Raw genomic sequence first — 13,850 nt, forward strand, 5'->3', positions numbered from 1 at the left:
GTCAGGTCGCCCTGCGAGATCGACTACATGTTCGGATAATTCGGACCGCCGCCGCCTTCAGGCGTCACCCACACGATGTTCTGCGTCGGGTCCTTGATATCGCAGGTTTTGCAGTGCACGCAGTTCTGCGCGTTGATCACGAGACGTTCGGTGTTGTCGTCGTTCTTCACGAACTCATACACTGCTGCCGGACAGTAACGTGACTCCGGGCCGGCGTAGGTCTGCCAGTTCACGTTCACTGGCACCGAAGGGTCTTTCAGCGTCAGGTGAGCGGGCTGGTTCTCTTCGTGGTTCGTGTTCGAGATGAACACTGAAGAGAGCCGGTCAAACGTCAGCTTGCCATCGGGCTTCGGATAGACGATCGGCTTGCACTGCGAAGCCGGCTTCAGCATCTCGTGATCCGAATGCTGGTGATGCAGCGTCCACGGCACATTGCCGCCCAGCAGCTTCTGCTCGATGCCCACCATCAGCGTGCCGAGATACAGACCCTTGCTCATCCACTGCTTGAAGTTGCGCGCACGATTCAGTTCGGTATGCAGCCACGAGGTCTTGAAGCTCTCCGGGTACGCGGTGAGTTCATCACTGGTGCGTCCAGCCTGCACGGCTTCAAAAGCGGCGTCGGCGGCCAGCATGCCGGTCTTGATCGCCGCATGCGAACCCTTGATCCGCGATGCGTTCAGGAAGCCCGCATCGTCGCCGACCAGTGCGCCGCCCGGGAACACGAGCTTCGGCAGTGACATGAGGCCACCGGCCGTGATCGCCCGTGCGCCGTACGACACCCGCTTGCCGCCTTCGAGCACCGCGCGGATTGCCGGATGTGTCTTGTAGCGCTGGAATTCCTCGAACGGCGACAGGTACGGATTCGTGTAGCCAAGTCCGACCACAAAACCCACCACCACCTGGTTGTTATCCATGTGATAGAGGAACGAGCCGCCATACGTGTCGTTCTCCAGCGGCCAGCCGGCGGTATGCATCACGAGACCCGGCTTGTGCTTCGACGGATCGATTTCCCACAGTTCCTTGATGCCGATACCGTAGACCTGCGGATCGACGCCTTCGCGCAGCTTGAATTTATCGTTCAGTTGACGGCCAAGATGCCCACGCGCGCCCTCACAGAACAGCGTGTACTTCGCGTGCAGCTCCATGCCGAGCTGGAAGTTCTCGGTCGGTTCGCCATCCTTGCCGATGCCCAGGTTGCCGGTCGCGACGCCTTTGACCGAACCGTCGTCGTTATAAAGGATTTCGGCCGCAGGAAAGCCCGGGAAAATCTCCACGCCCAGCGCCTCAGCCTGCTGACCCAGCCAGCGCGTCACATTCGCGAGACTGATCACATAATTACCGTGATTCTTGAAGTTATCCGGCAACGCCCAGACCGGCACGCTCTTCGAACCGGTTTCGGTCAGGAACAGGAACTTGTCTTCGGTCACATCCACGGTCAGCGGTGCGCCTTTTTCTTTCCAGTCCGGAATCAGCTCGGTCATGGCGCGCGGATCCATGACCGCGCCCGAGAGGATATGCGCCCCGATCTCCGAGCCTTTTTCCAGTACGCACACGCCAATTTCAGCGCCTTTTTCCGCCGCCAGCTGCTTCAGGCGAATCGCCGCGGACAGCCCAGCCGGGCCGCCGCCGACGATCACGACGTCGTATTCGATTGCTTCGCGGGCGAACTCATCGTCACCCAGGAATGTCGGGATTGACACAGCACCGATCTCCAATATTTTCTAGTTGATAACACAACAACATGCCGCGCCTGAGCAAACGATTCGAACCCGTCGATCTCCGGCTTCCACCTCGAAGCGGACGCCGCTCAACCTGGCAACGCAACCGGTCCTGCCGCGCCGGGCAATACCGGCATGCGCGCCACGTTCATTGACGGCCGCTTTGTTTCCGGGGGAAACACCGACCACGAACCATCGTCGTGGCGGAAGAAAAAAATCGACAGCTCACCGGTCGCCCGCCTCGACGCCACGCACACATAACGCCAACGGCCGGCCCGGGAGTGACTGAAAAGCGTCACCCGCGCCCGCATTTGCGATTCAGGTCCAAACCACTTTTCCACGAGACCGCGCAACGATGTTTCCCGGGTATTCACTGCCTCTCCTCTCATGAAGGCTGACACGGATCGGAACCGCGATCCCGCTCGATACTTCATGGACTCACAGTAAGGCAATGCGCTTCCCGTGCCACCACCCCGGTGGGGTAGAACGCCGTTCCTCCGCGGCAACACCGCATGAATAACGGGACATTTCCCCATCCAGGGCAACAAGGTTTTCCCTAGCCTACCTGTTCCGGGTGGTTGCCCACCCTCGCGCACCCATTACCGTGGCGCTACAAAGTCCGCATTACCGGCCGGGACAGCGAAGTCCGCCGGGAGCAGGACTACCGGAGACAACCTATGACCGCTTCCCCTGATTTCCAGGCAAAGTCCGCGTGGACGATGACCTTCCTGCTGACGGGGCTCGCCCTCATCAATTTCCTGGACAAGATCGTGCTCGGTCTGGTGGCCGTGCCGTTGACGGCCGAACTGCACCTGTCTCCGGAAAAATTCGGACTTGTCGCCGGCAGCTTCTTCTGGCTCTTTTCCATTTCGACCGTCCTCGTGGGGTTTCTTTCGAACCGCTTCCAGACCCGCTGGCTATTGCTGGCAATGGGCCTCAGTTGGGCGGTACTTCAATTGCCGCAGGCCATGGCGACGAGCGCGCTGGGGCTGCTCATCTGCCGCGTGATCCTGGGCGCCGCCGAAGGCCCGGCGTTTCCGGTTTCCGTGCATGCGTTGTACAAGTGGTTCCCCGACCGCAAACGCAATCTGCCTGTCGCCATCATCAACCAGGGCGCGGCTTTCGGCATGCTGCTGGCCGGCCTGCTGATTCCGCTCGTCACGAGACAGTGGGGATGGCGTATGAACTTTCTGCTCCTCGGCGCGATAGGCGCGACGTGGAGCGTACTGTGGGCATGTTTCGGGCGCGAGGGCGGCCTCGGTAGGCAGCAAGCCGCGCCGATCGCGCGAAACCGCACGTCGCGGCTACCGTATCGGAGAATCCTCACGGACCGTTCGGTCCTCTCGGTGTTCGCACTCGGATTCACCGCCTACTGGACCTTGGGCCTGAGCCTGACCTGGATCCCCACCTACCTCGAAAAAGGGCTCGGATTCAGCGGTGTCGATGCGGGTCGTTGCTTCGCCGTGGTGGTCGCGACCGCGACTCCGGTCAACGTGGGCCTGAGCTGGTTATCCCAACGCATGCTCGGACGCGGCGTGTCCACACGCAAGGCGCGTGTCCATCTGATCTGTTTGTCGGCGGTTGCCGGGGCTCTGCTGTATATCACCCTCATGCTGCTTCACCTGCCGCCGTTGCAGAAAGTGGCGTTACTCGCGGTGGCCGGCGCATTGCCGACGTTGAGCTTCACGCTGGCTCCCGCGCTGCTCGCCGAAATGGTCCCGGACATTCAGCGCGGGGCGCTCGTCGCCATCCACACGGCACTCGCAAGTCTTGGCGCCGCATTCGCACCGGCCGTGATGGGACGGATCGTACAGGTCTATGGCGGCGGCAACAGCCATGCCTATGAACTCGGCTTCACGGTCAGCGCCGTCCTGCTAATCGCGGCCTCCCTCGCCGCCGTGCGCTGGCTTCATCCTGATCGCTCGCACAGAACCCTCAATCACTTCGCCACGCAAGCCGCCACTTGATTGATCTGGCTATGGCTGCGGCGACAAAGACAACGGCCGCTGCGCGTGCACACATCCCTTTCAACGAACAGAGGCGCCATGATCAGAACTGGTAACAACGCTCGCAACAGCATGATCGCGGCCGAGTACGACTATATCGTCGTCGGCGCAGGCTCCGCAGGCTGCGCGGTGGCCGCCAGACTGGCGGAGGACACATCGGTCACGGTCGCTCTGCTCGAGGCCGGCCCGCATGACCATCACATGAGCGTATGGGTGCCGATCGGTCTGGCATCGACCGTGCAAAAGGCCGGTCCGCGCAACTATGCTTACCTCACCGAACGTCAGCCCGGCCTTAACGAACGCCCATCCTTTCAGCCGCGCGGACGCGGACTGGGCGGCAGTTCGTCGATCAACGGCATGGTCTACATTCGTGGACATCGCAACGATTACGACGAATGGGCCGCTCTGGGTTGTACGGGTTGGGGCTACGACGACGTCCTGCCCTACTTCCGGCGCAGTGAATGCAACCAGCGCCACGCCGGACGTACTGACGATCCGTGGCACGGTGGTGACGGTCCGCTGCACGTGAGCGACCTGCGAACGCCCAACCCGTTCTCGCATCGTTTCGTCAATGCCGCGTTGCAAGCCGGATTGCCGCTGAACACGGACTTCAACGGCGCGGAGCAGGAAGGCGCCGGCCTTTATCAGGTCACGCAGTTCAATGGCGAACGCTGGAATGCCGCGCGTGCCTACCTGCACAACGGCAATGCGAAAGATCCGGACCTGAACGGCGGCCGCCCGAACCTGCACGTGCTCCCGGACACGCAGGTGTTGCGTCTTGTCATCGAGAACAAACGTGCGCGCGGCGTCAGCGTGGTGCGGGCAGGCGTCAAGCAAACCTTGCGGGCGCGGCGCGAAGTCGTGCTCAGTTGTGGCGCCTTCAATTCGCCGCAGTTGCTGATGGCCTCGGGCATCGGTGCGGCCGGGCATCTGCGCAGCCACGGTATCGAGGTCGTGCAGGATCTGCCCGGCGTGGGCGAGAATCTGCAGGACCACCTCGACGTGATCGTCAACAAACAGGTCAAATCCAACGACCTCTATGGCTACTCCGCAGGCGGCTTTTTGCGGCTCGCATCCGGCATGTGGCGTTACCGGCGCGATCGCAGCGGCATGGTCAGTTCCAATTTCGCGGAGGCAGGCGCCTTTGTGAAAAGCCGCCCCGACCTGGCCATCCCGGACGTGCAGTTAGCTTTCGTTCTCGCCTTGCTCGGCAATCGCAACGTGGCGAAACGCCGCAAACTCGGACATGGCTATTCCTGTCACGCCTATATTCTGCGCCCGCAGAGCCGCGGTCACGTGCGCCTACGTAGCGCGGACATGCGCGACGCGCCGTCGATCGATCCACGCTTTCTGTCAGCGGAAGCCGACATGGAAGCGCTGGTCGCCGGTGTCAGGATCGTCCGCCGTATTTTCGCGCAGCCGGCGCTGGCCGAAGCGGGCGGAAAGGAACTGTTGACGGACGATTTCGGACCGGACGATTCGAACGAAGAAGCGATCCGGGCGTTCGTGCGCAGCCATGCCGACAGCGTCTTTCACCCGGTGGGCACCTGCAAGATGGGAATCGACGCAATGGCCGTGGTCGACCCGAGCCTGCGCGTGCGCGGCATTGAAGCGCTGCGCGTGGCCGACGCGTCGATCATGCCGACGCTGATCGGCGGCAACACGAATGCACCGGCCATCATGATCGGCGAGAAAGCCGCTGATCTGATCCGCGCCGACCACCGCTAGACGGCCGCCCCGCGCGCTGAAGCGGCGCGCAAACGGCGTCGCACGAAACCAGAACCCGGCATACGCGCACCGCGTGCGCCTGTGAAACTGCCGCAACTGCCGCGAGCCCCACGCGCCGCGGCACATGCGGGCCCTGACAAATGGAGACATGACATGCAAGCAACAGAGATCGCGCCCGATTCGACAGCGGTGCACGCCAATTCCAACGACGCCTGGCCGTTCGCCGTCGAACGCTATACACCGACAATCGGCGCGGAAATTCGCGGCGTCGATCTGCGCGATCCGCTCGACGACGACACTTACGCTGCATTGCGCCGCGCACTGCTGAAGTTCAAGGTTCTGTTTTTCCGCGACCAGGACATCAGCCCAGCCCAGCACGTCGCCGTGGCAAAGCGATTCGGTGAACTGGAGATTCATCCCGCGTTTCCGCATCACCCGGAGCATCCGGAACTGGTGATCCTCGGCCGCAACGATACCAAGCGCGGCCGGGAGAACCTGTACCACTCCGACGTATCGTGGCGCGAGATTCCCTCCATGGGCTCCATGTTGCGATGCGTGCAATGCCCCGAGGTCGGCGGCGACACCATGTGGATCAACATGGTCGCAGCCTACGAGAATTTGCCCGGCGACGTGAAGGCGAAAATCGCCGGCCTCAAGGCGGTCCACGACTTCCTTCCGCTATTCGGCATTGCGGTGCCCGTGGACCAGCACGCAACGATGCGCGCGAAGTTTCCGCCCGTCGAGCACCCGGTCGTGCGAGTCCACCCCGAAACTGGCGAGAATATCCTCTACGTCAACGAAGCGTTTACCACGCATCTGTCGAATTACGGCCATTTGACCGCGAAGGAGTATCGCGTTGGCTTCGACTACAAGCTCGCCGAAATGGAACTGCTGCAGTACCTGTTCCGCCAGGCCCAGGCGCCGGAATATCAGGTCCGCCTCAAGTGGCGCCCGAACACGATCGCCTTCTGGGATAACCGCTCGTGCCAGCACTATGCGGTCCAGGACTACTTCCCGGCGCCGCGCCACATGATGCGTGCGACGGTGATCGGCGATCGTCCGGTGGCAGCCTGAGTTCGACGCGCCCCACAGAATCCCAGGAAACGAAATGAAAACGCTGAACACCTTCTATATCGGCGGCCAATGGGTCGAGCCGTCCGCCGGCAGCACGCAGACGGACATCGTCAATCCCGCCACCGAGACGCTGACCGGCCAGCTCACGATGGGAACCGCGCAAGACGCGGATCGCGCCGTCGCCGCGGCGCGATCCGCCTTTCCGGTCTGGTCGGAATCGAGTCGCGCCGAGCGGGTCGCGCTGCTCGAGCGGATCATCGAATGCTACCGCGCGCGGCTCGACGACATTGCCGAGGCGGTCCGTATCGAGATCGGCGCGCCCATTACGCTGTGCAAGCATCTGCAGGCCGCGATCGGCCTCTCGCAACTTCAGGCCGCAGTGGAGACGTTGCGCCATTTCGAGTTCGAGACTCAACACGACAAGAGCTACGTGCGCCGCGAAGCGGTCGGCGTCGCGGCGCTGATCACGCCGTGGAACTGGCCGTTGAACCAGATCGCCGCCAAAGTCGCGCCGGCCCTGGCAGCGGGTTGCACCGTCGTGCTGAAGCCTTCCGAGATCGCTCCGCTCGATGCTGTGATCTTCGCGGAAATCATGCACGAAGCGGGCACGCCGCCCGGCGTCTTCAATATGATCTTTGGCGAAGGGCGCGTCGTCGGCGCACGGCTGTCGTCGCATCCCGACGTGGACATGGTGTCGATTACCGGCTCGACGCGTGCCGGCGTGGAAGTGGCCGTCAGCGCCGCGCCCACGGTCAAGCGCGTGGCGCAGGAACTCGGCGGCAAGTCGCCTCTGCTGATTCTCGACGACGCCGATCTGCAGGCCGCTGTGACGAGCGGCGTGGCCCAGTGCATGGTCAATTCAGGACAGACCTGTGTTGCGCCGACCCGCATGCTGGTGCCACGCGAACGATACGACGAGGCCATGGCGATTGCCGCGGCGGTCGCCAATGGGATCGTTGTCGGCGATCCCGCGGACCCGGCCACCAAGATGGGCCCGATCTCGAACCGAGCGCAATACGAGAAGGTGCAGCACATGATCCGGGCCGGCATCGAGGAAGGCGCGAGGGTCATTGCCGGCGGCCCCGGCAGGCCCGAAGGAATTGCGCGGGGCTTCTACGCGCGCCCTACTGTTTTCGCGGATGTCCGCAACGACATGAAGATCGCGCGCGAGGAAATTTTCGGACCGGTGCTGGTGACGATTCCATACGACAGCGAGGAACACGCCATTACGATGGCCAACGACACGGAATACGGGCTCGCCGCCTATATCGCCACCAGCAACCCCGAACGCGCCCGCCGTGTGGCCGCGCGCCTGCGCGTGGGCTCGGTGCGGATCAACGGCGCGATGCTGGACATTACGGTTCCCTTCGGCGGCTATAAGACATCCGGGAACGGACGCGAGTATGGTCGAGAAGGGTTGGCCGAGTTTCTCGAATGCAAATCGGTGACAGGCTAAACCCCTGAACAAAGGGCCCGCTCACACACCGTGAGCGGGCCCCGACCTCGCTGCAGGAACGCCAGATTCAACGCTTTACAACGTGGATAACGTCAATGCGTTCGTGACTGAGTCCACGCCTTCAACCCCTTCAGCAGCCTGAGTCGCCAGTCCGACCTGCGACTGTTCCGGCACTGTTCCTTCCAGGATCACCACGCCGTTATGCGCCCGCACCGTAATCGTGGTGGCCCTCAGCCCTTTCGTTTTGCTCAGCGCGCGAACCACGTTCTTCTGAAGCGCGCGGTCGGCGGCCTTAACGGCTTTCGCGTCCGACGCATATGAGCGGCCGGATGCAGGGGCCGCAGCGCTGCTCTGCGCGTGCACGTCGAGTGATGCCAGAACGAGCAGCGCGCTGCCTACCAGCGTGAATACCTTGTTTTGTTTCATCGATGTTTTCCTGTTGTGATATCGGACCCGCTTAAAACCGTGACACAGTGCTCACGAACGACGCCGCCTCGCGGCGTCTTTCGTGAACGCATGCTGTCGTCAGAAACGATGTGTCATGCCGAGCACCGCAAGAACCTGCTTCGAACCGCTGGCGACGCCCGTCACACCAGGCCAGCTCATGTTCGCACTGCCGTTGTTCTTCAGGTAGCCCGCGCGCATGTAGAGACTCGTACGCTTTGACAGACTGTGGTCGACGCCGACTTCGATACCCGGCGTATTGTCGTGAACGCCACGCACATCCCGTTCGATGCCGGCGATTTCGATCACGTCCGCGGGTGTGGCCTGGATCGTCGCGCCCAGCTCGATAATGCTGTACGAGTGAACCAGCGAAGCGAGCGGCAACTTGACTGCCGGCGTGATGGTGACGAGCGAGCCGGCAGGTGCATCCTTCGGCCGGTTATACGAATAGTTGAACTGAAAATTCACGATGCCCAGCCGGTATGCCAGCGCGCCGGTGAAGTGCTCCGTTCCCATCAGATCGAATGTGGTCAGCAGCGTCGGCGCGGTTGGCACCAGCGGCGCACTCTCCTGCGATCCATGCTGATACTGGTAGCCAACGCCCGCATAGAAGCCGTAGCCCGAATAGTTCGCGGCCACGTCGACCATCGCGCCGGAGCGCACGGGCACGGGTTGCGTGACAGTGCCTGGCATCGCGTACATGGCGTAGACGTGCACGCCTCGCATGTCGGGTGACGAATAGAAGATCGAATTGCTGGTTCGCCCGGACACGTACTGCGTTGCGAGCGTGGAGCGGTCGGTTGCGCCGGCGAGGTCGGCCGCTGCCAGCGGCGACATGACTTCGTTACCGCGGAACGGGTCGGTGAAGTAGACAGCCCAGAAGCTCGGTTGATACTGACGCCCGAAACTCAGTTGGCCATACGAATCGTGCTTCACTCCCACCCACGATTGCCGGTAGAACATTGCCGTGCTGTCCGCGAAGAAGCCTCCGTTGTTGATGTTGAAGCCGGTTTCGACGTCGAACACCGCCTTCAGACCGTTACCGAGGTCTTCGGATCCCTTCAGGCCGAACAGGGAACCCGTGGAGCCGCCACTTCGTTCGGAAAACGAATGTTTTCCGCCGTTATCCAGGTACTGGACGAATACGTCCGCCACCCCATATAGCGTCACGCTCGACTGGGCCGCCGCTCCTCCGGCGGCGAGAATCAATGTAGCTCCGCAAATGCTCTGACTCATGAAACGCATGCATGTCTCCTCTTTGTGTTTGCCGTGCCCCACGGACACGGGTAAAGCAAACTCATGCAGATGTCCGACGGGACGACGGCCGGCACCAGCCCGGCCGGTCGTCGCGAGCCCATATTGCAGGGACGTCCGGGCAGATGACCTACCCAAACAGAGGGGGGACGGGAATACCCCGAGCGGTGAAAGATGTAGCGACATGCATCGAACCCGCCCCCCCGATGCAGGGGGCGGCTGGCGTTCTGCGCTCAAATAGGCTCGGTGATATCGATCGCTCAAGGGCCGACGTGCTCCTCGCGCTAAACCACGAGATGTCCGTGTGTTTCGATCGACACCCGGCCTGATTCGTCTTCCATCAATCGAATGACTGCTTCTGTCAACGAGGTACCTATGCCTGCCATCCCATTGAATCCTTCAACGCGGCGGCTCGTTCACACCCGCCGGGTCGAGTGCATGGGCTTCGAACGAAGCGACGGCCTGTTCGATATCGAAGGTCGCATCCGCGATACGAAGGCGGAAGATGCCGATCTGCTCTTCAAGACCGTGCCGGCCGGCTCACCGATTCACGACATGCGCATCGTGGTCACGATCGATTCAAATCTCCTGATCCATCGCATCGAGGCGCATACCGACTCGTCACCGAGCCGCTATTGCACGGAAATCAACGAGGCTTATGCCGGCTTACAGGGCGTGACCATCGGCGCGGGCTTCATGAAGGAGGTCAAGAGCCGCCTTACCGGTCCGAAAGGCTGCACGCATCTGACCGAGTTGCTCGGCCCCATCGCCACGACGGCTATCCAGACGTTGATGGGTTGGCGCAAAAGCGCCCCCGCCAACGGCGAGTCCGCCGACGGGGCAAACAACGTTCAGCCTCATCCCATGGTCGACACCTGTTATGCGTGGCGCGCGGGTGGCGACGTCGTGCAATTCGTGTCGCGGCGCAAGCAGGAATCCGTGCGCGATACAGCACACACCGCCGGCGCGACCCACCTGCCGGACCCAGGCTGATCCGGGAAGACACTCCCCTGTCCAACGTGAAAACGCTGCGAGCGCTGCGCTACAATGTGCCGATTATCATTTCGTCCTTTGGCCCTCGCCGACCCGGCGCGAAGCCAGGGCGCGCAAGGCGCAGGTCACGATGTCGCAGAATTCCCCTCCCGTGGACCCACGCCGCTCCCAAGGCGGCTCCGCGGACTCCCGAGCTGATCCCCGATTGATTCCGCCACGTAATACCGCCCGCGTCGTCGCGCGCGAACGTCTGCTGGCCCAATTACTCGACGCCCGGCGCAACCGTTGCGTCGTGCTTCAGGGGCCGGCCGGCTGCGGCAAGACGAGCCTGCTGATCGCGTGGCGCGAAGCATTGCTTTCGCTCGGGTTCGACATCGCCTGGCTGACACTCGCACCTGAGGACAACGAACTCGCGCACTTTCTCGACTACCTCGTCGCAAGTCTCGCCCAGGTCGACCCGGCGATGTGCCATGAAGCGGCCTTGCTAGGCGGCCGCGGTATGGACGACGAAGCGGTCGAGCGCACGATCATCGCGCTCGTGCGCGGTATCGCCGCCCATTCGAACGACGTCATGCTGGTGCTGGACGACCTGCATCACGTTGCCAATGCGCGCAATCACGAAGCATTGCAATGGCTGCTCGACTACGCGCCGGCGAATCTCCATCTCGTGCTCGTCTCGCGTGGCACCGTGCCGCTTTCGCTGGGGCGCCCGCGCGACCAGGGCCTCGTCCTGGAACTGGACATGCGCGATCTGCGCTTCACGGCCGCCGAATCCGAGGCGTTTCTCAAAGCGCAGTTGGGCGAGATCGGCCAGCGCGAAGCGCGGCACATGCATGAACTGACCGACGGCTGGGTGGCGGGACTGCAACTCTTCGCCATGCGTCTGAAGAGAAGAAAACAGGGCGCAACGGACCTCGCGCCGTCAGACCCGCTCGCGAACGCACAACTGCTGGACGCCCGCGGTTTTGCAACGTATTTCGAACGCGAGGTGTTGTCGCGCCTTGCGCCCTCCGAAGTGGAAATGCTGGTCCGCATGGCGAGCTGCACGCGCGTCTGCGCGCCGCTGTGCATCGCCTTGATCGGCGACGAGCAGTCGCCTGCCGAAGTGCGTGCGTTGCTGACGAGACTGGAAAACGACAACCTGTTCATCGCCCCGATCGAGAGTTCGGGCAGCGAGACGTGGTATCGGCTGAACCCGCTTTTTCGCGAGACACTGCTCGAGCGTTTTCGCGCGCGCAGCGAACTGCATCAACGCGAGGTGCATCTGGCGGCATGGATCTGGTTTCGCGACCACCGCCAGCACGACGACGCCGTGCGGCACGCCTTACTCGCGGGCGAGTCGGCGGCGGCCGCCGATCTCGTGCTACGCGTTGCGCGGACCATGCAGATTGAAGGCGACCTGCGTAAGCTCGTCGGGCTGATCCGCCTGCTCCCGCTCGCCGAAGTCCAGGCGCGCATCGGATTGCGCCTGTGGATGGTGCACCTGCAACTGTATGCACGCGAATTCGACGCGTGCGCCGCGGCTATCGCGCGCCTGCAAACCGATATCCCCGAAAGCGATGCGAATTCGCGCTATCGCCTCATCCTGTTACGCGCAGCGCTCGCCGTTCAGCGCGACGACACGGACGAGGCGATATCGGTCTTGCCGGACATGCGGCAAATTCCCGCTCACGCCGACAGCCTCACCGTGGGCGGCCGCAACAACCTGCTCTCGTGGATTCACATGCGCCGCGGCGAGTACGATGAAGCGCGGCGTGTTCAGAGCGAGGCGCCGCAACTTCTCGTGGACGGCGCGCCGCTCATGGGCACCTCGGCCGGCACGCTGAACGGCCGCTGCATTGCGGGGTTCAGCTATGCGTTGGAGGGCAAGTTCATCCAGGTCGAGCGCATCAGTCGCGACGTGCTGTTCGAGGCGGATCAACACGGCAGCGCCACCGCCGAAGCGGCATGTTTCGCGGCAGCGCTGCTCGGCGAAGTGCTGTACGAATTCAACGAACTGGACGCGGCCCGCAAACTTCTGGAGGACCGCGTCGACGTGCTCGAACGCGTGTCCATTCCGGACTCCGTATTGCGCGTCCTGACCGTGCTGTCAGCGGTCCATTGGGCCGCGGGACACCGGCTCGATGCCTTCGCCTATCTCGAACGTCTCGAAGAATACGCGACCCAATACGGTTTGCAGCGGCTCATCGCGCATAGTGTGGCCGAGCAGATTCATCGCCATCTGCTGAGCGGTCAGTTCGACGCAGCGGAAGCCGGGCTCGCGCGGCTCGACATGATCGCGGCGCGCGTGGTGAGCACACCGGTGGCCAGCACGGCGGGCACCGCTGCGGAAATCCACGCGATGGCGGAAAGCTCGCACATCAACTGGTGTATCGCTCACGAGGATTTCGAAGGCGCCGCGAGCCGTCTTCAGGCGCTGATTCCGTTCTGCGAGGCGCGCGGCTGGCAACGGCACCTTGCGCACTTCCAGATGCAAGCTGCGGTGGTCGACGCCCGTCGAGGCCGGGCCGAAGCCGCGCGCGAAGCCGTGCTCGCCGCGTTGCGCCGGGGCCACCGGCTGGGTCTCGTCCGCAGCCTGCTCGACGCCGATCCCGGCGCGCTGGACCTCATTACCGCCGTGGTGCAAGGCGAAGCGCACGATCCGGTCTTGTCCTTCTATGTGAGCCGGCTCCAGACCGCGCACAAGGCCACCTCGGCAAGCGACGCGGAGCCGGCTGTCAAACCCGCCAACCGTAACTCGCAGCCCACCGCCGCCGAAACGCTGAGCGAGCGCGAAGCCCGGGTTGTCGGCCTGCTTGCGCAGGCGTTGCCCAACAAGAAAATCGCTCGCACGCTCGGCATTTCGCCTGAGACCGTCAAGTGGCATCTAAAGAACATCTACGGCAAACTCGGCGTGACCAGCCGTGACGAAGCGGTCGCACGCGTCCGCGACCTCGAACTGGGCTCGACGCCCGTTGCCGGCGAAGAGACCGACTGACGCACCCGCGTCCTGACGTGCCCCGCCGGCTCGTCCTTCCTCGTTCGGCTCCATCCCTCCTCGCCACCCACCTCGGGTGGTTCGCTCGTCGCCACGAGCCACTATGCTCTAAGTCAAGGGGTCGCGCGCAGCCCTTCACGGCGTGCGCGCCTCACACAACAAACGCCGGTGCGCACCCTGTCGCGCGCTGAAGCTCAGGA

The 13,850-nt window shown here is 63.0% G+C and carries 9 protein-coding genes; 6 read left to right on the forward strand and 3 right to left on the reverse strand.

Annotation, left to right across the window (positions count from 1 at the left end; genetic code table 11):
- Window positions 1-23: 23 nt before the first annotated feature.
- Window positions 24-1,694, reverse strand: a complete 1,671-nt coding sequence (locus BLW71_RS27915) for an electron transfer flavoprotein-ubiquinone oxidoreductase (protein ID WP_091808981.1) — start codon at window positions 1,692-1,694, stop codon at window positions 24-26.
- A 701-nt stretch (window positions 1,695-2,395) separates the two neighbouring features.
- Here BLW71_RS27915 and BLW71_RS27925 point away from each other — a divergent pair.
- From BLW71_RS27925 to BLW71_RS27940, 4 genes are all read left to right on the forward strand, one after another.
- On the forward strand, window positions 2,396-3,685 hold the full coding sequence (locus tag BLW71_RS27925; protein ID WP_091804478.1) for an MFS transporter: 1,290 nt from the start codon (window positions 2,396-2,398) through the stop codon (window positions 3,683-3,685).
- A gap of 78 nt (window positions 3,686-3,763) precedes the next feature.
- Entirely contained in the window at window positions 3,764-5,452 is a 1,689-nt protein-coding gene (locus tag BLW71_RS27930) for a GMC family oxidoreductase (RefSeq protein WP_091804480.1), read from the forward strand.
- 153 nt (window positions 5,453-5,605) lie between these two features.
- The gene (locus BLW71_RS27935; RefSeq protein WP_091804483.1) at window positions 5,606-6,526 is read left to right on the forward strand and encodes a TauD/TfdA dioxygenase family protein; all 921 of its coding nucleotides are present in this window, start codon (window positions 5,606-5,608) and stop codon (window positions 6,524-6,526) included.
- A 34-nt stretch (window positions 6,527-6,560) separates the two neighbouring features.
- On the forward strand, window positions 6,561-7,982 hold the full coding sequence (locus BLW71_RS27940) for an aldehyde dehydrogenase family protein (RefSeq protein ID WP_091804486.1): 1,422 nt from the start codon (window positions 6,561-6,563) through the stop codon (window positions 7,980-7,982).
- 75 nt (window positions 7,983-8,057) lie between these two features.
- On the opposite strand, the gene BLW71_RS27945 is transcribed toward BLW71_RS27940, so the two are convergent.
- Window positions 8,058-8,408 (reverse strand): BON domain-containing protein, encoded by a 351-nt coding sequence (locus BLW71_RS27945; protein WP_091804489.1) that lies wholly within the window; start codon window positions 8,406-8,408, stop codon window positions 8,058-8,060.
- Window positions 8,409-8,507: 99 nt separating this feature from the next.
- On the reverse strand, window positions 8,508-9,671 hold the full coding sequence (locus tag BLW71_RS27950; protein ID WP_091804492.1) for a porin: 1,164 nt from the start codon (window positions 9,669-9,671) through the stop codon (window positions 8,508-8,510).
- Between the two features lie 384 nt (window positions 9,672-10,055).
- Here BLW71_RS27950 and BLW71_RS27955 point away from each other — a divergent pair, with 384 nt between their 5' ends.
- The gene (locus BLW71_RS27955; protein ID WP_091804494.1) at window positions 10,056-10,673 is read left to right on the forward strand and encodes a DUF2889 domain-containing protein; all 618 of its coding nucleotides are present in this window, start codon (window positions 10,056-10,058) and stop codon (window positions 10,671-10,673) included.
- 130 nt (window positions 10,674-10,803) lie between these two features.
- A complete protein-coding gene (locus tag BLW71_RS27960; protein ID WP_091804497.1) occupies window positions 10,804-13,650 on the forward strand; it encodes a winged helix-turn-helix domain-containing protein in 2,847 nt (948 codons plus the stop codon).
- The last annotated feature ends 200 nt before the right edge of the window (window positions 13,651-13,850 follow it).

This window comes from Burkholderia sp. WP9 (assembly GCF_900104795.1).
Taxonomy (GTDB): Bacteria; Pseudomonadota; Gammaproteobacteria; order Burkholderiales; family Burkholderiaceae; genus Paraburkholderia.

Bases quoted from the DNA above. Each gene is read 5' to 3' on its own strand.
- BLW71_RS27940 (WP_091804486.1), top strand. From the start codon at position 6,561: ATGAAAACGCTGAACACCTTCTATATCGGCGGCCAATGGGTCGAGCCG.
- BLW71_RS27925 (WP_091804478.1), top strand. From the start codon at position 2,396: ATGACCGCTTCCCCTGATTTCCAGGCAAAGTCCGCGTGGACGATGACC.
- BLW71_RS27935 (WP_091804483.1), top strand. From the start codon at position 5,606: ATGCAAGCAACAGAGATCGCGCCCGATTCGACAGCGGTGCACGCCAAT.
- BLW71_RS27930 (WP_091804480.1), top strand. From the start codon at position 3,764: ATGATCAGAACTGGTAACAACGCTCGCAACAGCATGATCGCGGCCGAG.
- BLW71_RS27950 (WP_091804492.1), bottom strand. From the start codon at position 9,671: ATGCGTTTCATGAGTCAGAGCATTTGCGGAGCTACATTGATTCTCGCC.
- BLW71_RS27945 (WP_091804489.1), bottom strand. From the start codon at position 8,408: ATGAAACAAAACAAGGTATTCACGCTGGTAGGCAGCGCGCTGCTCGTT.
- BLW71_RS27955 (WP_091804494.1), top strand. From the start codon at position 10,056: ATGCCTGCCATCCCATTGAATCCTTCAACGCGGCGGCTCGTTCACACC.
- BLW71_RS27960 (WP_091804497.1), top strand. From the start codon at position 10,804: ATGTCGCAGAATTCCCCTCCCGTGGACCCACGCCGCTCCCAAGGCGGC.